This window comes from Bacilliculturomica massiliensis, assembly GCF_900605495.1.
GTDB classification, from domain to species: Bacteria; Bacillota; Clostridia; order Peptostreptococcales; family Anaerovoracaceae; genus Bacilliculturomica; species Bacilliculturomica massiliensis.
On the sequence record NZ_LR027603.1, the window covers coordinates 287,081 to 309,127 of the forward strand.

At 49.7% G+C, this 22,047-nt stretch carries 21 protein-coding genes; all 21 read left to right on the plus strand.

Annotation, left to right across the window (positions count from 1 at the left end; translation table 11 throughout):
- Positions 1-128 precede the first annotated feature (128 nt).
- The 21 genes from dnaN to E0E37_RS11065 all read left to right on the plus strand — a co-directional run bounded on the left by dnaN (position 129) and on the right by E0E37_RS11065 (position 21,694).
- Positions 129-1,238, plus strand: coding sequence for a DNA polymerase III subunit beta (dnaN, locus tag E0E37_RS10965; RefSeq protein ID WP_130863089.1), 1,110 nt, complete (start codon positions 129-131; stop codon positions 1,236-1,238).
- A gap of 60 nt (positions 1,239-1,298) precedes the next feature.
- Positions 1,299-1,925: an NAD(P)H-dependent oxidoreductase gene (locus E0E37_RS10970; protein WP_130863090.1), complete on the plus strand. Its 627-nt coding sequence runs from the start codon at positions 1,299-1,301 to the stop codon at positions 1,923-1,925.
- Positions 1,916-3,028, plus strand: a complete 1,113-nt coding sequence (gene recF, locus E0E37_RS10975; RefSeq protein ID WP_130863091.1) for a DNA replication/repair protein RecF — start codon at positions 1,916-1,918, stop codon at positions 3,026-3,028. Before E0E37_RS10970 ends, recF begins: the two co-directional genes overlap by 10 nt.
- Positions 3,029-3,100: 72 nt before the next feature.
- Positions 3,101-3,235, plus strand: coding sequence for a 50S ribosomal protein L34 (rpmH, locus tag E0E37_RS10980; RefSeq protein ID WP_130863092.1), 135 nt, complete (start codon positions 3,101-3,103; stop codon positions 3,233-3,235).
- A 54-nt stretch (positions 3,236-3,289) separates the two neighbouring features.
- Entirely contained in the window at positions 3,290-3,676 is a 387-nt protein-coding gene (gene rnpA / locus E0E37_RS10985) for a ribonuclease P protein component (RefSeq protein WP_130863093.1), read from the plus strand.
- Positions 3,673-3,888: a membrane protein insertion efficiency factor YidD gene (yidD, locus tag E0E37_RS10990; RefSeq protein WP_207302957.1), complete on the plus strand. Its 216-nt coding sequence runs from the start codon at positions 3,673-3,675 to the stop codon at positions 3,886-3,888. The genes rnpA and yidD overlap by 4 nt, the downstream gene beginning before the upstream one ends.
- A gap of 80 nt (positions 3,889-3,968) precedes the next feature.
- Positions 3,969-4,688: a YidC/Oxa1 family membrane protein insertase gene (locus E0E37_RS10995; protein ID WP_246019702.1), complete on the plus strand. Its 720-nt coding sequence runs from the start codon at positions 3,969-3,971 to the stop codon at positions 4,686-4,688.
- Between the two features lie 42 nt (positions 4,689-4,730).
- Positions 4,731-5,627: an RNA-binding cell elongation regulator Jag/EloR gene (gene jag / locus E0E37_RS11000; RefSeq protein WP_130863094.1), complete on the plus strand. Its 897-nt coding sequence runs from the start codon at positions 4,731-4,733 to the stop codon at positions 5,625-5,627.
- Positions 5,628-5,730: 103 nt separating this feature from the next.
- Entirely contained in the window at positions 5,731-7,170 is a 1,440-nt protein-coding gene (gene mnmE / locus E0E37_RS11005) for a tRNA uridine-5-carboxymethylaminomethyl(34) synthesis GTPase MnmE (RefSeq protein ID WP_130863095.1), read from the plus strand.
- Between the two features lie 49 nt (positions 7,171-7,219).
- A complete protein-coding gene (gene mnmG, locus E0E37_RS11010; protein ID WP_130863096.1) occupies positions 7,220-9,136 on the plus strand; it encodes a tRNA uridine-5-carboxymethylaminomethyl(34) synthesis enzyme MnmG in 1,917 nt (638 codons plus the stop codon).
- The gene (rsmG, locus tag E0E37_RS11015; protein ID WP_246019703.1) at positions 9,133-9,858 is read left to right on the plus strand and encodes a 16S rRNA (guanine(527)-N(7))-methyltransferase RsmG; all 726 of its coding nucleotides are present in this window, start codon (positions 9,133-9,135) and stop codon (positions 9,856-9,858) included. Before mnmG ends, rsmG begins: the two co-directional genes overlap by 4 nt.
- Positions 9,859-9,943: 85 nt before the next feature.
- Positions 9,944-10,756 (plus strand): ParB/RepB/Spo0J family partition protein, encoded by an 813-nt coding sequence (locus tag E0E37_RS11020; RefSeq protein WP_130863097.1) that lies wholly within the window; start codon positions 9,944-9,946, stop codon positions 10,754-10,756.
- A 506-nt stretch (positions 10,757-11,262) separates the two neighbouring features.
- Complete coding sequence (locus E0E37_RS11025; RefSeq protein ID WP_130863098.1) at positions 11,263-12,036, plus strand: ParA family protein; 774 nt, start codon at positions 11,263-11,265, stop codon at positions 12,034-12,036.
- A 2-nt stretch (positions 12,037-12,038) separates the two neighbouring features.
- A complete protein-coding gene (locus tag E0E37_RS11030; RefSeq protein WP_130863099.1) occupies positions 12,039-12,965 on the plus strand; it encodes a ParB/RepB/Spo0J family partition protein in 927 nt (308 codons plus the stop codon).
- 431 nt (positions 12,966-13,396) lie between these two features.
- On the plus strand, positions 13,397-14,593 hold the full coding sequence (locus tag E0E37_RS11035; protein ID WP_130863100.1) for an aminotransferase class V-fold PLP-dependent enzyme: 1,197 nt from the start codon (positions 13,397-13,399) through the stop codon (positions 14,591-14,593).
- A 42-nt stretch (positions 14,594-14,635) separates the two neighbouring features.
- Positions 14,636-15,739 (plus strand): PP2C family protein-serine/threonine phosphatase, encoded by a 1,104-nt coding sequence (locus tag E0E37_RS11040; protein ID WP_130863101.1) that lies wholly within the window; start codon positions 14,636-14,638, stop codon positions 15,737-15,739.
- Positions 15,740-15,963: 224 nt separating this feature from the next.
- Positions 15,964-16,515, plus strand: a complete 552-nt coding sequence (locus tag E0E37_RS11045) for a hypothetical protein (protein ID WP_130863102.1) — start codon at positions 15,964-15,966, stop codon at positions 16,513-16,515.
- A 13-nt stretch (positions 16,516-16,528) separates the two neighbouring features.
- Positions 16,529-18,091: a two-component system activity regulator YycH gene (gene yycH / locus E0E37_RS11050; RefSeq protein WP_130863103.1), complete on the plus strand. Its 1,563-nt coding sequence runs from the start codon at positions 16,529-16,531 to the stop codon at positions 18,089-18,091.
- A gap of 2 nt (positions 18,092-18,093) precedes the next feature.
- Entirely contained in the window at positions 18,094-18,864 is a 771-nt protein-coding gene (yycI, locus tag E0E37_RS11055) for a two-component system regulatory protein YycI (RefSeq protein ID WP_130863104.1), read from the plus strand.
- Between the two features lie 400 nt (positions 18,865-19,264).
- Positions 19,265-20,059, plus strand: a complete 795-nt coding sequence (locus E0E37_RS11060) for an MBL fold metallo-hydrolase (protein WP_130863105.1) — start codon at positions 19,265-19,267, stop codon at positions 20,057-20,059.
- Positions 20,060-20,086: 27 nt separating this feature from the next.
- Entirely contained in the window at positions 20,087-21,694 is a 1,608-nt protein-coding gene (locus E0E37_RS11065) for a S1C family serine protease (RefSeq protein WP_130863106.1), read from the plus strand.
- Positions 21,695-22,047: the final 353 nt, after the last annotated feature.

A 22,047-nucleotide genomic window follows, 5' to 3' on the forward strand; every position in this document is an offset into this window, starting at 1 on the left:
TCTGAGTTATCCACAAGTTATACACAGGCTCAAAGCCTGTAAACAGCTTGTTTAGAGAAGTTATTCACAAATTCACAGACCCTAATACTACTGTTACTAATTTGTTATAAAAAGAAGGAGGCAGTCCCATGAAGTTCACCTGTTCTCAGCAGAGCTTATCGAAAGCCCTGAACACTGTTTCAAAGGCTGTTACCACGAGAACAACGATTCCCATACTCAAAGGTATATTACTCGAGACAGAAGGAAGCCAGCTGAAGCTGGCCGCTTCCGATCTGGATCTCAGTATTGAAAAAAGGATCGACGTCGAGGTACAGGAGGAAGGATCCCTGGTAGTATCCTCGAGACTGTTCAGTGATATTATAAGAAAACTGCCCGGCGCCGATGTAGAGATCGAGGAAATGGAAAACAATACAGTGATCATCCGCTGTCTGGCTTCGGAATTCACTATCGTAGGCCAGCCTGCCGACGAATTTCCAAATATCGGAGATGTAGGAGAGGATCAGAGACTCCTTTTCAATAAAGAACTATTTAAGGATATGGTAAAGAAAACATCCTTCGCCGCCAGCATCGACGAGTCGAAGGGAATCATCGTCGGCGTTCTCATCGATATGACAGCAGACGGACTGACCATGGTAGCTCTTGACGGTTTCCGCATGGCCATTACCAGAGAAGCTGTGAAAAATGAAGAAGAAAAGAAGATCGTCATCTCCGCGCGTATTCTCAATGAGATCTGCAAGATCATCTCAGATTCCGACGAGAGCGACGATATCTCCCTGATCCTGGACGAGAAGAGAGCGGTGGTCCTGGCGGACCAGACGAAGATCGTGCTCCGGCTGCTGGAAGGGGAATTCATTAAATACAGAGATATTCTTCCAAAAGAGCATCGCACCAGAGTTACGGTGGGCAAGAGCGACCTGCTGTCCAGCATCGAGCGCGCTTCGCTTCTCGCTAAGGAAGGGAAAAACAATCTCATCAAGATATCTGTAGGAGATGGAACGCTGACTATCACCTCCCGTTCGGAAGAAGGCAATGTAAAAGAGGAAGTGGCCATCGTCAGAGACGGAGAGGATCTGGAGATCGGCTTTAACTCGAAGTACGTGCTTGACGTGCTCAAGGTGGTGTCGGACGATGAGGTCGCCATGGAGTTCAACAACAGCGTCAGCCCCTGTCTGGTCAAGCCGGTGGAAGGGGACGCCTACGAGTATCTGATCCTGCCTGTCAGGATCTCGGGCAATTAGGAAACATGCGGAAGTATTAACCAACCATATTTCCTGAGTTATAAAAAGCGAGGAAGTAAATTGCATATATTATTTGTAAACGGCTGCATGAGAGAAGAGGGCCGTTCCAGAACAGAGCGGATCGCACGGGTCTTTCTCGAGGAACTGAAAAAACAGGGAACCTTTTCTCTCGAGGAAGTCGATCTCAGAAGGGAAGAAATAAGGCCCGTCCGGGGTGAGGATCTCCTTCTCAGGGACAGGGCTTCGGCGGCAGGAGACTTCAGCGGTCCTCTGTTTGAACGGGCCAGACGCTTTGCGGCCGCAGACCGGATCGTGATCGCAGCTCCACTTTGGGATCTGAGTTTTCCTTCCATGCTGAAGGTATATCTGGAAAATATCTGCGTTACGGGACTGACATTCCGCTATACGGAAGACGGCGTCCAGGGATTGTGCCGGGCGGACCGCCTGATGTATATTACCACCAGAGGAGGAGATTTCAGTCTCCCCTATATGAGAGAACTGGAACAGGCGGCGCCTTATCTGCGTTCGCTCTGTTTTATGCTGGGAATCGGCAGTATGGACACGGTGGCCGCCGACGGACTGGATATCATCGGCCATGACGTGGAGGCCATCGTTAAAAGAGCGGAGAAGGAAGCGGCTGAAAAGGCGGCGGACTTTCTGAGAGATCAGGATGAAACATGTATCTAAAAGAGATCGATCTGAAGAATTTCAGAAACTATAAAGAGCAGTCTGTCTCATTCCATGAAAAGGTCAATATCATCACGGGAAACAATGCTCAGGGAAAGACGAATCTGTTGGAGAGCCTTTACATTATGAGTCTTGGGAAGTCCTTCCGCACGGGAAGGGACAGCGAGATGATCGGATTCGGAGAGGATTTCTGCCGGGCCCGCAGCAAAACGGTGAAGGACGACGGCGAGATCGATATAGAGATCATCATTTCCAGAGAAGGAAAATCTGTCAAGATCGACGGAGTGAGAGCAAAAAAGACGGCGGATCTTCTGGAACACGTTTACATGGTGGTTTTTTCTCCGGAGGATCTGAAGATCGTGAAAGATGAGCCGGAGAAGAGAAGAAAATTTTTAGACAGGGAACTTTGTCAGCTGAAGCCCGTGTATTTTAAAAATCTGGGCCGTTATAAAAAGATCCTGCTGAATCGAAACGTGCTGCTGCGTCAGGGAGAGGCCAACAGGGATCTTTTCTCCGTGTACGACGAGGAACTTGCAGACTACGGAGCGCGTATCGTGGCGGAACGCAGGCGGTTTGTGGAAAAACTTGCGCAGATCAGCAGGGAACTTCACGAAAAGATAACCGATGGAAAAGAGACGCTTTCTGTCTCCTACGAGTGCGATCTGCCGGAGGCCGGTGATCTGAGCGCCTTAAAACAGCAGTTTATGGACCGGCTTCAGAAGAATTTCAGAAGAGATCTGTACCGGGGAACTACGGGAACAGGTCCCCACAGAGACGATCTGAAGCTGGAGATCGACGGAGTGGATATCCGTCACTATGGATCCCAGGGGCAGCAGAGGACGGCGGCGCTGTCGCTGAAGCTGGCGGAGATCTATCTGATCCGTCAGGAGACAGGGGAAGACGCCATTCTTCTGCTGGACGATGTGCTGTCGGAACTGGATACGCAGAGACAGACGTTTCTGCTGAACCGCCTTTCGGAAGTACAGATATTTATCACTGCAGCGGAGCTGTCCGACCCACTGTTTTCCAATCTGCCCGACAGCTTTATTTTTCGGGTGGAAAAGGGTGAGGTTTTCAGAATGGATCTCGGCGAAAATAGTTGACATAAATCGCAGAAAACTGTATAATAACAGGGCGATTGTGTATAAAAACTTTTATATAAGGAGGTGGGAAGGATGAAACAGACTTATCAGCCCAAGAAAAGACAGAGAAAAAGAGAGCACGGCTTCAGAAAGAGAATGAGCACCAAGAATGGCAGAAACGTTCTCAAGAGAAGAAGAGCGAGAGGAAGAAAGTCCCTTACAGCATAGAGACCGCATTTCGTGGTCTTTTTGTTTAGAGTACTTTTGTAAAAAGGACAAAGTATGCTTAGACCTGACGTTTTACGAAAGAAAACGGACTTTTCTTCCATCTATAAGCGCGGAAAATCCGTAGGGGGAAAGTGCGTCGTTTTGTTCTACAGAAAAAATGGTCTTGCTTACAGCCGCAGGGCGTTTCTGGCCAGCAAAAAAGTAGGAAAAAGCGTGGTTCGTAACAGAGCCAGACGGCTCATGAAGGAAAGCTACAGAGCTTTGGAGGGATCGATCCCTCCGGGGTATGATATGATCCTCATCGCGAGGCATACCATACGTGATCTGAAATGTGCGGATGTGAAAAAATCAATTGAAGCCGCAATGAGGAGAGCAGGCATACTGCCGGGCTTTCCGCCAAAATCAAAACAGAAAAAAGAAAACAGATCGCAGGGTGAATGAAATTGAAGAAACTGTTGATTGCCCTGATCCGGGGATATCAGACGTTGATTTCACCGATGTTTCCGCCTACCTGCAGATTTTACCCCACTTGTTCCGCTTATTTTATACAAGCTGTGGAAAAATACGGGGCTTTAAAAGGCAGCTGGCTGGGAATCCGAAGGATATTGAAATGCCACCCGTTTCACAAAGGTGGCTACGATCCTTTGAAATGACGGGACGGGTGTCGCTCGTTCAAAGAAGAAAACGGAAAGAAATTTACATATTCATGTAAATTCAGGAGGTACCAGATACTGTGCAATTCATAACAGGAATATTTGCAAGCCCCATGGGATTTCTGCTGTCGTTTTTGTACAATTTCATCGACAATTACGGGATCGCGATCATCGTGTTCACCGTTCTCGTGAGGTTGTGCCTGTTTCCGCTGTATTCTTCACAGGTGAAGCACACCGCGAAGATGGCGGATCTTCAGCCGAAAATGCAGGCTCTGCAGAAAAAATATGCGAATGACAAAGAAACCCTGAACATGAAGATGATGGAGCTCTATCAGGAAGAAAAGTTCAATCCCATGCGGGGATGCCTTCCCATGATCATTCAGATGCCGATCATTTTCGGTCTGTTTGCACTGCTCCGCAATCCGCTGGTCTATATGGCGGACAATACGTCCATGATCATGGCCGTTCATGAATCTTTTCTCTGGATATCAGACCTGAGTCAGCCCGACGATTGGGCGCTGCCTATACTGGCAGGTCTGGCGACCTTTGTCTCATTTTCGCAGACGCAGGCACAGCAGACCTCTCCGGACGGTTCCAATCCCGCTCAGGGAATGATGAACGCCATGAAGTATTTCTTCCCGGTGATGATCTTTCTCATGGGACGATCTTTTCCGGCAGGACTTGCCCTCTACTGGTTTATCGGCAACTTGATCCAGATCGGGCAGAACCGCTATCTGAACTATATGAGAAAGAAACTCAAAGAAAAGACGGAAGCGGAGAAGAAAAAAAAGAAGAAATAGGATACTGTTTTGTATTTCAACAGGACAGCTGGAGGACAGAGGATGGATTTTTCAGAAAAATGGGGGACCAGTATCGACGAAGCCGTCAGACTGGCTCTCGAAGATTTGAAACTTACGCGTGACGAGGTTAATGTAACGGTACTGGAGGAACCATCGAGAGGATTTTTCGGCATCGGACAGAAGCTCGCTAAAGTAAGGGTTGAAAAGATCACAGTAGTAAAGGCTCCCGAGCCGGAAGAAATAAAAGAAAAAACGGCGGCGAAGCCGGCGTCTGCAGAACGCTCTGCAGAAAGAACGGCGCCGTCTGGCGAAAAGAAAACGGAACGTCCTCAGCGGGACCGGTCCGAGCGTCCTGAAAGAAGGGACGACCGCAGGCCGGAGCGCGGCGAACGCAGCGACCGGAGAGAAAGAGGGCGCAGGGACAAAGATAGGGAACGTCCTCAGCGGTCGGAGAGCAAGCTGGCTCTCAGGGTGAGACCCGACGATCTGCAGGAGATGACCGAACATCCGGCGCTTACTTTTCTGAATGAAGTCTCTGAGAAAATGGGACTGGTTCTGGAAGTCAAGTGTTATGTGAACGAAGAGAACGTGTTCATCGACATTGAGGGCAAAGATTCCGGGACGATCATCGGAAAGAGGGGACAGACTCTGGACGCGATCCAGTATTTGACCAGTCTTGTGGTGAACAAGGATTCGGAAAAGTACATCCGCGTGGTCATCGACGCGGAGAATTACCGCGCGAAGAGGGAACGGACCCTGGAACAGCTGGCGAACCGTCTGGCCGACAAGGTGAAGAGATCGGGAAAAAGCGTGCGTCTGGAACCGATGAATCCCTATGAGAGAAAGGTAATTCACGCAACGCTGCAGGGCCGTCCTGAAGTGACGACCAGAAGCGAAGGGGAAGAGCCCTACAGGCGTGTTATCATTGAAAGAAAGTAACGAAATCAAGGGGGCTGCTTATTTTTAAGTCGGCCCCTTTTTCAATTTACGGGTCAGTATCTGAGTTTGAAATATTTTCGTCAAGATGAGAGGGAACAGGATTATGGAAGATACCATTGCGGCCATCGCCACCGCTTACGGCGAGGGAGGGATAGGGATCGTCCGCGTCAGCGGTCCGAAAGCCAGAAGCGTTCTGGAAAGCATCTTTATTTCTGTGCGCAGGCACAGAACTGAAGGGGAGGGCCAGAGAGAAAGGTTTTTTTTGCCTGAAGCCACGGGTGAGACCATCAATGAACCGATCGTTAATAGGCGATTGACGTACGGAAATGTGGTGGATCCCAGAGACGGCAGTCTGGTGGATGAAGCGATGGCTGTATTTATGAAGGCTCCATACACTTATACGGCTGAGGATGTGGCGGAGATCCAGTGCCACGGCAGCGTAGTGTCGCTTCGAAGGGTGCTGTCTCTGTGTCTGGAAAACGGGGCGCGGCTGGCTGAACCGGGAGAGTTTACGAAGAGGGCTTTTCTGAACGGCCGTTTAGATCTCTCGCAGGCGGAGGCGGTCATAGACGTGGTGCGCGCCAAGACAGATCAGGGTTTTGATGTGGCTCTCGGACAGATGGAAGGATCCCTTTCCCGTGAGATCAGGGAACTGAGGAATGATCTGATGGATCTTTTAGTGCTGGTGACAGTGAATCTGGATTATCCGGATGAGGATATTGAAGAGATCAACTATGAAAAGCTGGATGAAAGTTTATCGCAGATAGACGATAAACTTCAGGCTCTGATCGCCGGCGCGGGCACGGGAAGAATGATAAGAGAGGGACTGGCGGTCACCATCGCCGGGAGGCCCAATGTAGGAAAGTCTTCGCTGATGAACGCCCTTCTGCGGGAATCCCGGGCGATCGTCACCGATGTGCCCGGCACCACAAGAGACACCATAGAAGAGGGATTGAGTATTTCAGGAATTCCGGTGCGGCTAACAGATACGGCAGGGATCAGACGGACGGAGGACAGAGTAGAACAGATCGGAATTGAGAAAAGCAAGGAGGCTGTGAACAGAGCGGACCTGATCCTTTTTATGGTTTCCGGCAACGAGGGTTTTACACCGGAAGATCTGGAGATCATACCCTATCTGGATGAGAAAAAAACGGTGGTTCTGCTCAATAAGATCGATCTGGGATCTGTGTTGACAGAAGAGATGATCCTTGAGAAAATGCCCGGGGCGGCTGTGATCGAAACATCTATGAAGGAGGGACATGGCATGGACCTTCTGCAGGAGAAGATAAGGGATATGGTGTTCGGCGGACAGGCGGCCCAGAGGGAGAGCATGATCGTGACCAACGTGCGCCATGAGGAATTGATCCGCAGAGCTTCTGAGGAGATCCACTGCGCACAGCTCATGTCTTCATCGCGGGAAGCTCTGGATTTTATAGAAGTCAATATCAGACAGGCGTTTGACGATCTGGGCGAGATCATCGGCGAGACGGCAAATGATCAGATCATCAACGAGGTATTTTCGCGTTTTTGTCTGGGAAAGTAGGGGAACGGTCTGTCAGAGATAAAAGAAAGGATAGTAGGGTGAGCCGCAGATGAGTTATTTAATGGGAGAATACGATGTGATAGTCATCGGCGCCGGTCACGCAGGCTGCGAGGCAGGGCTGGCGGCAGCGCGCATGGGAAAAAAGACGCTGATGCTGTCCATCAATCTGGAGGCGGTGGCCATGATGGCCTGCAATCCTTCCATCGGAGGAACGGGAAAAGGTCATCTGGTCAGGGAGATCGACGCGTTGGGCGGCGAGATGGGCGTCAATATCGACAAGACTTTTATTCAGAGCCGTATGCTGAATACGGCAAAGGGGCCAGCCGTCCATTCTCTGAGAGCTCAGGCGGACAAACAGCGGTATCACGAGGAGATGAAGAAGACGCTGGAGGCCCAGGAAAATCTTGATCTGAAGCAGGGTGAGGCTGTGGATATCGTTACGGAGGACCAGGGCGACGGGGGAAAGCGGGTCTGCGGCATAGTTATGAAAACAGGGGCCATTTATCGGGCGAAAGCGGTGGTTCTGGCTACGGGCACTTTTCTCAGAGGTAAAATATTTATCGGTGAATCGGCGTATCAGAGCGGACCAAACGGTCTGGCTCCCTCTGTGGAACTGGCGGACAATTTAAAGAAACATGGTATGAAGCTTCGCCGGTTCAAGACGGGAACCCCTGCCCGGGCCTTGGGAAAAAGTCTGAATTTTGACCGGATGGAGGAACAGAAAGGCGATGAGAAGATCGTTCCCTTTTCTTTTTTGAACGATCGGCTGGAAAGGGAACAGGTATCCTGCTGGCTGACTTACACCAATGAGACGACTCATGAGATCATCCGGAAAAATTTTCACAGGTCCGCTCTGTTCGGAGGACAGATCGAGGGGGTAGGACCCCGGTACTGTCCCTCCATCGAGGATAAAGTGAATCGCTTCGCCGATAAAAAACGGCATCAGCTGTTTATCGAACCGGAGGGATCCGCAACCGATGAAATGTATATTCAGGGTATGTCCAGCAGCCTTCCGGAAGATGTTCAGGTGGAGTTTTACCGTTCTATTCCTGGTCTTGAAGAGCTGGAAGTAGTGAGACCGGCTTACGCCATCGAGTACGACTGCATCGATCCGCTGGAGCTTAAGACAAATCTGGAGTATCGGAAGATATCCCGGCTCTTCTGCGCCGGACAGTTTAACGGAAGTTCCGGATATGAGGAGGCGGCGGCTCAGGGGCTTATGGCAGGGGTAAACGCCTGCCTGTCAATAGATGGAAAACAACCGTTTGTTCTGGACAGATCCGAGGCTTATATTGGCGTTCTGATCGACGATCTGGTGACAAAAGGTACTAATGAACCTTACAGAATTATGACGTCCAGAGCGGAATATAGGCTGCTTCTCAGGCAGGACAACGCCGACCGGCGTCTGACGAGGCGGTCATTTGAGATTGGATTGGCTGATAAATCTAGATATGACAGATTTTTAAAGAGAGAGGAAGAGACGGAACGGGAGATGGACCGTCTGAGAAAAACAGAAGTTTTACCCTCTCAAGTGAATTCCATTTTGGAAAAATGGGGAAGCTCGCCCCTGCAGAATAAAATGACTCTGGCTGAACTTCTCAAAAGGCCGGAGATCAATTATGAAATGCTGGCTGAGATCGATCCACAGAGAGATCCTCTCTCCTGGCACAGCATGACACAGGTAGAGGTCCAGATCAAATACGATGGATATATCGGAAAGCAGCTGACACAGGTGGAGCGTTTCAAGAGACTGGAGACCAGAAGGCTTCCGGAAGATCTGGATTACGGACGGATCGACGGACTGCGCATCGAGGCGAGACAGAAGCTGGATCAGTTCCGGCCGGTATCGGTGGGACAGGCTTCGCGTATCTCCGGCGTATCTCCAGCCGATATCAACGTGCTGCTGATCTGGCTGGAAAAAGAGAGAAGAGGGAAGAAAGACGAAAAAGGCGGTGAAAACCAGTGAATTATCTCAAGTCTATGCTCACAAATCTCGGACTGCCCTGCGGCGGGGACGTGATGGAACAGTTTGAACAATACAGACGAAGCATACTGAAATGGAATGAGTCGGTGAATCTGACGGCTGTCAGGGACGAGGAATCGTTCGAGATCAGGCACTTTGCCGATTCTCTCATGATATGCAGGAGCCCTCGCATGGGGCAGGCCCGCAGAGTGATAGATGTGGGAACAGGAGCCGGATTTCCCGGCATACCTCTGGCTATCGTTTTTCCGGAAAAACAATTCACGTTGATGGATTCCCTGGGAAAACGCATGAAGATCGTCGAACAGACGGCCCATGAGATCGGTCTTCAGAATGTGGAGGTGATCCACGCCCGGGCCGAGGAGCTGGGAAAAAAGAAAGAGTACAGAGAGCAGTATGATCTCTGCGTGTCGAGAGCGGTGGCAAATCTTTCGGTGCTGTCGGAATATTGTCTGCCTTTCGTAAAGGTAGGGGGCTGGTTCGCACCCTATAAAACGGCGGCTGCGGAAGAAGAGATCAGAGAAGGCAGAAAAGCGGTGGAAATATTGGGCGGAAGGCTTCTTGAGGATCGGATCCACTTTGATCTGAAGGAGATCCGTGATGAAGAAAAGCTGGAACATACGATCTTGTGGATCGAAAAAATAACGAATACATTGACGAAATATCCGAGAAAAGCGGGAACGCCCGCAAAAGATCCCCTGAAATGATGATTTCAGGGGATTTTTGTTGAACGCTTCCCCCTTTCTGTAGGACAAGCTTCGGGTTATGATATAGAAAAGGGAGGGATTCATCATGTTTGGTTTTAAGAAAAGTCCGCAGCTGGAATTGCCCATAGAAAGTATACATACCAATCCGGATCAGCCGCGGAGGGTTTTTGATAAGTCGGATCTTGAGGAGTTATGCTGTTCGATCAGAGAGTTCGGGGTGATCCAGCCGCTGATCGTCAAAAGAGACAGTGAAGGAAGATACATTCTCATCGCAGGGGAGAGGAGATTGAGAGCTTCCGCAATGGCCGGACTGACCAGAGTTCCGGTAGTCATAAGGGAAGCAGACGATAAGGATACGGCGCTCATCGCTCTGGTGGAAAACGTGCAGCGGGCCGATCTGAATTACATTGAGGAGGCGGCAGCGTACAAAAGTCTGATGGAGGATTATGGGCTGACACAGTCCGAGATCGCCAGGAGGATGGGAAAACAGCAGTCTACGATATCGAATAAGATACGACTGCTGGTGCTTCCTGTGGATATACAGCTGATCCTGGCTAAACATCAGCTGTCTGAGCGGCATGCCAGGGCTCTTCTGAGAATAGAAGACAATGAACTCAGAAAGTCCGTGCTCAACAAGATCATAGATCACAATTTAAATGTAAAGCAGACGGAAAAACTGATCGAAGACGTTCTGGTCAGAAAAGAGGAAGAAGCGAGAAAAAGTGAGAAACTCCGGTTCATCAATTATAAAATATATTTAAATACCCTGAAAAAAGCATTTTCGACTATTTCAGATGTGGAAAAGGATGCGGAGTATTATCAGGAGGATAAGGGGGACTTCCTTGAAGTCCGCATCGTAATACCGAAAAAAGAGGCGAGGCGCAGAATTGCGCAGTAAAGGCGGTTCTTAAAAGGGCAGATCGTGTTTTAGGAATGTTTCACGTGAAACATTCCTTTTTTATTATGTAGGAAATATCCCAAAAATCCAGCCTTGTGAAAGTGGACCGCAGGGCGAATAAGTCTCTGAAGGCGGCTTTTTTATGTGAAAGACATTGAAAAAGTCTGCTGTCAAATAAGCTCACATAAAAAATCATGACACTAGACGAGAGTAAATATTGTCCGCAGATATTTCCGTATGTTTCAAAAAAGTTCACCTTGTGAAGGTAAGCCCGCAGGGCGAATATCTTTCCGAAGGAAACTTTTTTATTATTTCCAGTCAATAAGAAAACGAGGTAATTTGGCCGTTTGCAACACAGGACGGAATCTTATGAAAAGCAGCAGGTCAAAAAATCTATGGTGTAAATTCTTATACTGTTATATAATAGAATCACTGAGTCTGAAAAAGTCAAAAAGCGCCGCTTCGTAAAGATAAATGAAGCTGTGATGAAGCAAGGGGTGAATCATTTGGGTAAAGCAATTGCAATATTTAATCAGAAGGGCGGGGTAGGCAAGACGACGACTAACATAAACCTGGCCGCCTGTCTGGCTCTGAGAGATAAAAGAGTTCTCGTCCTGGATATCGATCCGCAGGGAAATACGACCAGCGGCATGGGTATCGCTAAAAAAGGTCTGGAGGAGACATCCTACGAAGTCCTGATCAATGAAAAGATGGACCCGCGGGAAGCAATAAAAAATACGGGGATCAGGAATCTGGATATCATACCGGCCAGCGTGGATCTTGCAGGGGCGGAGATCGAACTGGTCCAGCTGGAGGGCAGGGAAAAACGGCTGAAGAAAGCCCTGGACAAAATAAAAAGAGAATATGATTATATTTTTATCGACTGTCCCCCGTCATTGGGACTGCTCACGATCAATTCCCTGACTGCCGTGGACAGCGTACTGATCCCCATACAGTGCGAATTCTACGCGCTGGAAGGCGTCAGTCAGCTGATGAGCACCATTGAACTGGTAAAGAAAAGTCTGAACTCCAAGCTGGAGATAGAAGGCGTTATACTCAGCATGTTCGATGGGAGGACCAATCTGTCCATCCAGGTGGTGGAGGAAGTGAAGAAGTACTTTGGTTCCAAGGTCTACACAACTGTGATCCCAAGAAATGTGCGGCTGGCGGAGGCCCCCAGTTATGGGCTTCCGATCACGGAATACGATCCGAAGTCAAAGGGAGCGGAAGCATACTTTGCTTTTGCCGACGAATTTCTGGAAACGGAAAGCGAGGAGTAGTCATGGCAAAACCGAAGACAAGAGGATTGGGGAGAGGACTGGAATCCCTGTTCAGCGATACGGAGATCATTTCCAACGAAGTCAAGCTCGCGGACGAAAGCGCTGCAGATACAAGAGAAGAGGAAAGAGCCGGCGAGATCGTGTTTATAGATATCAACGATATTAAGCCTAATTCCAAACAGCCGAGGAAGACTTTTGACGATGAGAAGATAGAGGAACTGGCGTCATCCATTCAGTCACACGGCGTTATACAGCCGATCATGGTGAGAAACGCTGAGAAAGGCTATGAACTGGTAGCCGGAGAGCGGCGCTGGAGGGCGGCCCGCAGGGCGGGTCTGAAAAAGATACCCGCCATTGTACGGGAGCTGGACGAACAGCAGAATATGTTTTTCGCCATCATCGAGAATATGCAGCGGGAAGACCTCAACGCTATAGAAGAAGCTCTGGCTCTGGATGAGATGATCCGGACCTTTGGCCTGACTCAGGAAGAAGTATCCCGCAGCGTGGGAAAGAGCAGACCGTACATAACCAACTCTCTGAGACTTCTGAAGCTGCCCGATCCGGTTCAGGAGCTGGTATCGCAGGGATCCCTGTCAGGAGGTCATGCGAGGGCCATAGCGGGAATGAAGGGTGAAGAACAGCAGATCAAAGCGGCAAAAAAAGCGGTGGAGGAAGGCTGGTCTGTCCGTGAGATGGAACAGTATGCGGGGGAGAGCTCAGCCTCCAGAACACAGAAGAGAAAAGCGGCGTCCAGAACGAAACGAAAAGACGTACAGGATGTGGAATCCCACCTGAAGGATGTTCTTGGAACAAAAGTTTCCATCCAATACGGCAGCAGAAAAGGCAGGATCGAGATAGAGTACTACAGCAGAGAGGAACTGGAGCGGCTGATCAGTCTCCTTCTCACCGTCAATCCGGAGAGGGTCTGATGCAAAAACAGATAAAGAAATTAAAAAAACGTTGAATTCATTGGGTTTTAAGAGAATGTTTCACATGAAACATTCTCTTTTTTAATCATGTAGGAAATATCGTCTTTTTTTTTTGGCGATATTGACGGAATAACAATAAAGGCTGCATTGTGAAGGTGAGTCAGCAGAGCGAATAAGACTCTGAGGGAGGTTTATTTATAACACAGGGAATAGCGTCCGCTGATATTTCCGTATAGTTCAAAAAAGTTTACCTTGTAAAAGTGAGCTGTAGGGGGAATATGTTTCCGAAAAAACTTTTTTACATCAGGCATAACCGGGATCATGATCAAATGTAACTGTAGCAAAAAAACCTTCGTTTTCATATACTGATAACCTATATTATAAAAAAACCGGAAAAGCGCGATCTGCCGCATCCGGAACGGAGGTAAAGTATGATTTATCTGGACAATGCCGCCACCACATTTCCAAAGCCTCTCTGCATGATCAGAGAGATGGAGGAATGTATGATGAAATACTGTGGAAATCCCGGGAGATCGGGACATAACATGTCGATGAAGACGGGAGAAAAAGTCTATGAAGCGCGAAAAGAGACGGCGGATTTTTTTGGGATCAAAGACAGTTCCCACGTGATATTTACTTACAACGCCACGGACGGCCTGAATATGGCCATAAAAGGCGTGTTGAAGGAGGGGGATCACGTCATCACCACAGCAATGGAACACAACTCCGTACTGCGTCCTCTGAAAGCGCTGGAGAGCAGAGGAGTAAACACCACTATCGTACGCTGTACCAGAAACGGTTACGTCCACCCGCAGATGATCGAAAGGGAAATACGGGAAAACACGAAGCTGATCGTATGTACTCACGCATCCAATGTAACGGGAAGTATCCAGCCGGCGTCGCAGATCGGGAGAATGGCAAGGGAAAGAGACATACTGTTTCTGCTGGACGGTTCGCAGAGCGCCGGCAGCGTACCCATCGACGTGGAAGAAATGAATATCGATATGCTGGCGCTGCCTGGGCATAAGGGGCTTCTGGGTCCTCTTGGAACAGGGGTGCTCTATCTTCGTCCAGGAATCGAACCTGTTATGCTGAAAGAAGGAGGGACTGGAACAAATTCCCGGGATCTGAGACAGCCCGCAGAGTTTCCGGAAGGCTTCGAGTCAGGCACTGTCAACGCTCCCGGGATCATCGGTCTGGGCGAGTCGATCCGCTATGTAAAGAAGAAAGGTATCGATCAGATCAGGATCCATGAAGAAAATCTGGTATCTAGACTGGAAGATCACATCTGCAACATCAACGAACTTCCCGGGTGCAGGGACAGGATCATCATGTATGGTCCCCGGATGTCTGAATGCCGGTGCGATGGCAATAAACTGGAAAACGTATATGGGAAAACAGGAATTATCTGTCTCAACATCAAAGATACAGACTGCGAAGAAGTGTCGGAAAAACTGAATCAGTACGGTATTGCTGTGCGGGCGGGTTTCCACTGCGCAGGCATTGCACATAAGACCATCGGAACGGTAGAAACAGGAGCCGTCCGGTTCAGCGTGGGTCCTTTCAATACCATGAGACAAATGGATTATACGGGAGAAGTGCTGTACCGCATTGCAAGAAACTGCTGAGAGTGTTAAAATACAATTGTGAAAAAGGACGGAGGAAATACGATGAATCAGACAAACGGCAACAGTCTCATGTATGATGTGATCGAACGCATGGATTATATGGTCCGCGTTATGGATGAAGAAAGCAACATAATATACATGAACCGCAAGATGCGCGGAGAGTTCGGCGACAAGACGGGAAAGAAATGTTTCGAGCTGCTGTCTTCGGAAGGAAAATGTATCAACTGTGTTTCCATGGGCTGCAAAATGTCCCAGAACGCGGAGACAAAGGATGTGAGGATCGGAACCAAGGTCTATCGGATCATCGCATCTCCGGTGAGCATAGCCAAAAAAGAAAAATTTTCCGTGGAGATCTTTGAAGACGTCACGGAACAGACCAGGATCATGGAGGAAAACCTCCGGAACTATGAAAAGCTGAAAAAAGACGTAGACTTTGCGAAACAGATACAGATCAGAGCTCTTCCTGCCGACGGCGCCTACTGGGACGCGCTGGAGATCCAGTCCTGCTACAGACCCAGCGAAGCCCTGGGCGGAGATATTTTTGATCTGGTCAGGATCGACGATAACAGAAGTCTGTTTTACATAGCGGATGTTTCAGGACACGGGATCCGGTCTTCTCTGCTCACGATCTTTCTGAGACAGATCATTCGGGGCATGAAGGTGGAAGCCGGCGATCTGAACAACATTCTGAAAGAACTTCTGAGCAATTATAATGATCTGAAGATGGGAAACGAACAGTATTTCTCCATCCTGATCGGCCTGTACGACAGGGAAGCGTCGGAAGTGACCTTTATCAATGCGGGGCACAACTGTCTGCCTCTCATTATCCGCAGAGACGGGACCAAAGAAGAGATATCCGTGGGAGGTATGCCGGTCTGCGGGCTGATGAAAAAGGCGGAGCATGAACAGGTTCAGGTGAAGGTGAGCGCAGGAGACAGGATCTTCCTCTACACCGATGGGATCACAGAAGCCTACAGCGAAGAAAAAAAGCAGGCTTTCGGGTTTTCAGGAGTGATGGATATCATCGATTCGGAGGAAGAAATAAACAGCGGCAAAATAACGGAAAAAATTGTGCGGCAGGCATGCGAGTTTGTATCGGGAGAAATGCTTGACGACATGGCCGTTGTTATGATAAAAATACTGTAGAGACCTTTGATTTTTTAAGGCTGAGGCATTTGTAAAAGGATCTTAAACCCGGTGTAACACGTCTGTAATAATGGTAATATATACTTTGATGTATTAAATGAGATAGTATGCGGCGGTATGCCCGCGGTTACATAATCATTTTGAAGAGCCGGAGGCTGTGTTCAGACAGGAAAAAATGGACCGGCGCCGGCGCAATACATGAAAGAAAGGAGGAGATCTCGACAATGAAAAAATTGATAACCATACTCGTGGTTATTTTGACTATGTTTTGCACGACCGCTTTTGCAAGCGCCGCGACAGACCCTGCCGTAACGATTGTCAACCCGGCCAATGAGAGCATGGTCTATTCTGACAGCCTGCTCGTTTCCGTCAAGGTAACGCAGCCTAAGACCATTCGGGTGTCCGTTTCTGAGAAACGGCAGACCGTCGACGGCGTCGACGTCTCAATAGACGTGAATAAACTGACATCTGAATCGGCAGAGATCGGGGCAAATATACTGAAAAATGCCAAGAACGTACAGATTTGTGATTCAGAGAAATTTACATGCTCCAATAATTTGTCCTTTTATACAAAACAGATCAACAATCTGAATCCTGGCGTCTATCAAATTCAGGTGGATACGCTGAACAGCGCCGGAGAATCCGTCAATTCTTCCACCTCGCTGGTTGCCATGATGGGCAAGCAGTCCGCCGAAGATCAGTCGAAAATTATCGACGCGACACAGAACAATGGAATTGGGAAGCTGTTCGAGCTGATAAAGGGGCTGTTTAAGTAGACGGGAATAAGGTATGAAAAAACCGAACACGAAAACAATTGAATTTTTTAAGACTGTTTTAATAGTAGTACTGTTTTTCATAACGGTACTACTATTATATTTTTTCTGGGAAAATGCGACAAAAGATGCTTTTCGATTTACGGAAATGATCTATACCGCTGAGGAAGAAGAGGCTCCGGAAGTGATCGACACGGTGATACCGACGGAGATCACCGTGGGCTTTGGAAACGGAGTCTATACGGTCATATCAGACGGAGGAGACCTTCTCTGGAAAGAGGCCCTGAAGGAGCTGAAAAAATTCAGTGCGGACGGAGCCAAGCAGTCAGCCGGCCTTCTGGTCAGCGAGATATCGGAGGAGACCTTCAGAGAGGCTGTAAGCGTCAAATATTCTTCGATCCAGTTCCAATTCCACTATGATATTCCCTTCCAGGAGTTCTGCAAATTCTATGATCTTTCTCAGAATCAGAGCTTTGAAAAGATCGAGGGAGCGGCTACGGTGGCCTGGTCCGGCATGGGGACGGAAAGTATTCTGATCTGGCAGAAGACCGGAAACAAGTACTACGCCATTATAGCGGATCAGAACTATACGAACTTTGAAGATATGATCTCCCGCATTGAGACAGGAGACCATGTGAGCTATTATCCGGCCAACACGTTTTTTGGAAGCAGCGTGAAAAGTACGGCCCTGCTGCCTCTCTCTCTGCAGAGCGATCTTCTGGAAGTAGAGTGCGGCAGAGAAGGCGCAGATTCCTCCGACGGCAAGGTGAAGGATCTGGCGGAAAGTTTCTTTGGAGAAAGCTTTGATTTTATCAGAAAGATCACGGATACAAAAGGAAACATCACATACATGTACGGTTACGGGCAGAAGATATTCAACGTAAATGTGGATGGGACCTTTGAATATAAAGAAGAGGCCTCAGGAAGCTCCGGTTCCTCGCCGAAGTTTTTCGAGTCGCTGGACATAGCCCTGAGTTTCGTGGCCTCCCACGGCAGCTGGAATTCGCTGGACGGAACGGACATGTCCGTCTATTTGAAAACGGTGCTCCCGGTGGGGGAAGACAAGAAAAAAGGATATAAATTCTTCTTCGGCATGAAGATCGGTTCGCAGAACGTATACTTTGAAAAAAGCGCGCCCATCGTGGTGGAAGTGGTGAACGGACAGGTGACTTACTATAAAAGGGATATGATCGATTTCGATCAGGACACCGCCGCAAACTACAGAAGCGGCATGCCTGAGAATACCTTTGATCCAGTTACAGTCCTCACAGAAAATTTCGATTATATTTACGATAAACTCAGCGAGGCAGGCGTCGCGCTGGCGCCCAGGGAAAACAGGGAGGCGGCTTTCGACGGCATCGCGGACAGCATCAAAGCCATGGAGATCGGTTATGTAAGGCCCCTGCCTACGGCTGAAAACAGCGGGATGGTGCTGAAGCCCTGCTATAGGATCACGTTCGGTAAAAAAGTGATCCTGTATTTCGATCTGTTCAACAAGGCGGAGCCCATCGGTTCCGACCGTGAGGAAACAGCGGGCCAGAGCGGAAATACGGCCGATGCGCCGGGAAGCGGAGCGTAGCGATGGATTGGACAAAAGCCAAAAACATATTGATCGTCGCGCTTCTGCTGACAGACTTCATCCTGGGAGGATTGTTCTATTTCCAGCACACCGGAGACGAGGGGACCCAGGAGTCGGTGATCGAGGCGACCATTGAAGTACTGGAAAATCACAATATCTTTGTGGATACGGAGATACCGGAGAAGACCAGGAGGATGCCCGTTCTTTTCGTGAAGTACGATGAAGAGGACGAGGATCTGGTGAGATCCGTGCTCTCCCGTCAGGCGAAGAACGATTCTTTTACCATGACCGAACAAAACCTGAAGACACTGTGCGACAGGATCCTGAGGGAATGCGGCTTCACAGAGGAAACGCTGGTCTACGATTCCTGGCGGATGGATGGGGACGGCGCGGAGGTAGTCTACAAAAATATATACAACGGGATCCCTGTGGAAGAAAGCGGGATACGGTGCAGAGTGGAAAAGGGCGAAGTAGTCCGGCTGGACAGACTTTGGCTCACTCCCACGGGGTACGGAAAGACGAAACAGAGGGTCATTCAATCCAGCGAAGCGCTGATTCAGTTTATGAGCGAACGGGTAAAAGAGAATGAGAACATCGGGGAGGACGAAATCCCGGAAGAGATACACATAACGAAAATAGATCTGGTCTACTGGCTGGATCTGTCCGTAGGTCCCAGCGACGGCGTGACGGAGGATACCGCCGTTCCAGCCTGGAGATTTACCTATAACGACGGAAAAGTGACTTTCATCGACGCTTATGATCAGCAGCAGTAAAAGACGCACGGCCCGGTCTTTTATCGAAAGAAACGGCAGGGGGACGCTGGCTGCCGGGAAGTCAGCGCCGGGGAGTCAATGCCGGGAAGTCAACGCCGGGGAGTCAGGGCTGAGGAGTCAGCGCTGGGAACTGAGAACGGACAAAAGTCGGAAGCTGTCATATGATAAATCTGGAAGTGCGATCGAGAAGCTATGCGCGCCGGCGGGACCGCCTGTTTGCATAGCTTTTCTCTGATCTCTCTGCCTGCCGCGCCGGCCGGCTGAAGGACAGGACGGGCCAAAGCAGGGGAGGACACGCGGGCAATATATACTTTACAAGAAATTAACTTTAGAACATCAAAAAAATGACACGAGTTCTACACATTATTTGGGAATAATAGTACAAGGAGAAACAAAGAAGATGACATTAGGGTTTTGTTCCTTTTCCAGCGGCAGCAGCGGCAACTGTTATATGGTCAGATCCAACACTACCGCGCTGCTGGTAGACGCGGGCATCAGCGGAAAAAAGATCTGGGAGGGTCTGGAGAGGACTCAGACGCCCAGAGAAATGGTAACGGCGCTGCTGATCACTCACGAACACAGCGATCACACGAAAAGCGTGGGAACCGTGTCAAAAAAACAAAAAGACCTGTGCGTCTATGCCAGCGAAGGAACGTGGGATAAGATCACAGCTCCTGTAGCTGAACATCAGCGCCGCTGTTTTCAGGCCGGGGACGTCTTTGAGATCGGCGATATTCAGGTAAAGACCTTCCGCGTTTCTCACGATGCGGCAGATCCCGTTGGATATTCCTTCTATTCCGGAGACCGTCAGATCAGTATCGTGACAGACACCGGATATGTGAGGGAAGAAACCATGGAGGAAATGACCGGAGCGGATATTCTGGTACTGGAGGCCAACCACGATGTGGATATGCTCAGAATCGGAAAATATCCCTGGTTTCTGAAACAGCGGGTGCTGTCTGACGAGGGACATCTGTCCAACGAAGCGGCGGGGAATGCACTGGTGGACCTCATCTCCCGCAGGGAAAAGGAGCGCTGCGTACTTCTGGCGCATCTGAGCCGGGAAAACAATTTCCCTGAAATGGCCTACCAAACTGTAAAAAACATTCTCGAGGAAGCGAATTACTACATAGGGAAGCATGTGTTTCTGGATACACTCCTGAGAGATACGGTAAGCAGTCTTTATGAAATATGAGAACTATTTTGATTGGGGGAGAGAACAATGGATGAAGAAAAGAGAGAATTCGGACAGGAAGAACAATCGGGCGGGCAGCGGATGAATCAGCAGCCGGCGCAGCCTTACACATCACAGCCTTCCGCATCAGAGCAGATGGGACAGGGGCAGGCAGACCGACAGCAGATAGATCGACAGCAGGCAGGCCAGGAGCAGGGCTTTAGGGACTTTAATCCGGCGCTGCAGGGTCAGGAACCCTGGAGAGATCCACAGCAGAGAAGGGAGACCGATCCACGGGAGACCGGTTCATGGCAGAATAGAGAAGGAGCTGGTCAAGCCAGAGAAGCGGCTGGATACAGCGGCGCTCAGGCAGGAGAAAACGGCGGATATTACCGGGAGCCGGGAGCCGGCGGCGACCGCGGCGACTACGCGCAGGGCGGGCAGCAGTATTCCCAGCAATATTCCAAGCAGGATGTTTATCAGTCTCAGCCCCCCAGAAAAAAGAGGGGCGGAGCCGGCCAGCTGGTGGCGATCATTCTGGTGATCGTCCTGGCCGCGGGCTGCGGCTTCGGAGGCGGGATAGCGGCTGTCAAGCTGGCTCCGGATATGTTCGGCTACAGCGGCGCCGGCGCCGGAGGGACCTTCACCATCAACCCGGACAGCAAAGTGGACACGGCGGAAGCCATCGCGGCTAAAGTAATGCCCTCTGTGGTGGGAATCAGCACCCAGTCGGTGAGAGAGATCAGCGACCCCTTCATGCAGATGTTCGGCATGGGAGGACAGAGCCAGATCACAGAAGGCGTAGGAACAGGCGTCATCGTGGATCCCAACGGTTATATCCTCACCAACTCCCATGTGGTAAACGACGGGGATACCAAATCCATCAAGGTGCAGTTATACGATGGAAGAGAGCTGGACGGAAGCGTGCTCTGGAACGATAAGACGCTGGATTTGGCTATCGTAAAAGTGGACGCCACAGGGTTGACCGCCGCGGAACTGGGCGATTCCGACGACATGAAGATCGGTTCCTACACGGCGGCCATCGGAAATCCTCTGGGCCTCGAGTTCCAGAGAAGTATGTCCCAGGGGATCATAAGCGGACTGGACCGCTCCATCACAGTCACAGACGGAAGCAGCAGGGTGACAATGGACGGACTGATGCAGACCGACGCTTCCATCAATTCCGGAAACAGCGGCGGACCGCTGCTGAACAGCAAGGGCGAAGTGATCGGCATCAACAGCGCCAAAGTCCAGAGCGGAGAAGGCATGGGATTTGCAATTCCCATCAATGTGGCAAAGCCCATCATTAAGGAGATCAAAGATAAAGGAGAGTTCACCAGAGCCTACATCGGCATCGAAGCTTTTGGACTGGGCGATTACTCCTCCGCATATCCCAGCGTAAATCTGAAAGAAAAACTGGGCACGGATCAGGGGATCTTCGTTCAGAACGTCACCGCAGGCGGCGGAGCCGAAGCGGCGGGCGTCAAGGATGGAGATATCATTACGGAGCTCAACGGTGAAAAGGTATCGTCCATGAACGGACTGAACACCAAGCTGATCCAGTACCGTCCCGGCGAAAAAGTGACGCTGACCATTCTGAGAGACAAGAAAGAGATGAAGCTGGATGTGACGCTGAAAGCTGGAACTACTGTGTAGACAAATCCGGAATCGTTAAACTCCAAACTCCGATCAGGCTCTGAGAGGAATTCGCCGGGGCTCTGATCGGAGTTTAAACAGATCGCAAAAGGAATGCAGGCGGTGTGCAGATAGAATGGAGATCGCGTGCAGCCAGCACCACGCAGACTATGTGATCAGCCTGCAGGCACTGTGGGGTCAGATCGGAATAGAGGCTGTGCATCGTGGATTAAATCGTTAATCGCTAATAATAGATCTAATAGTGATTTAGATAGTGTAAAAAGGCCGGGGAGGTTCAGTTCCCCGGTTTTTTTAGTCTTTGAGGGCGGCAATAGCAGGAGCGAGGGATTCGGTTTTGGCTGCGGAGGATGGTG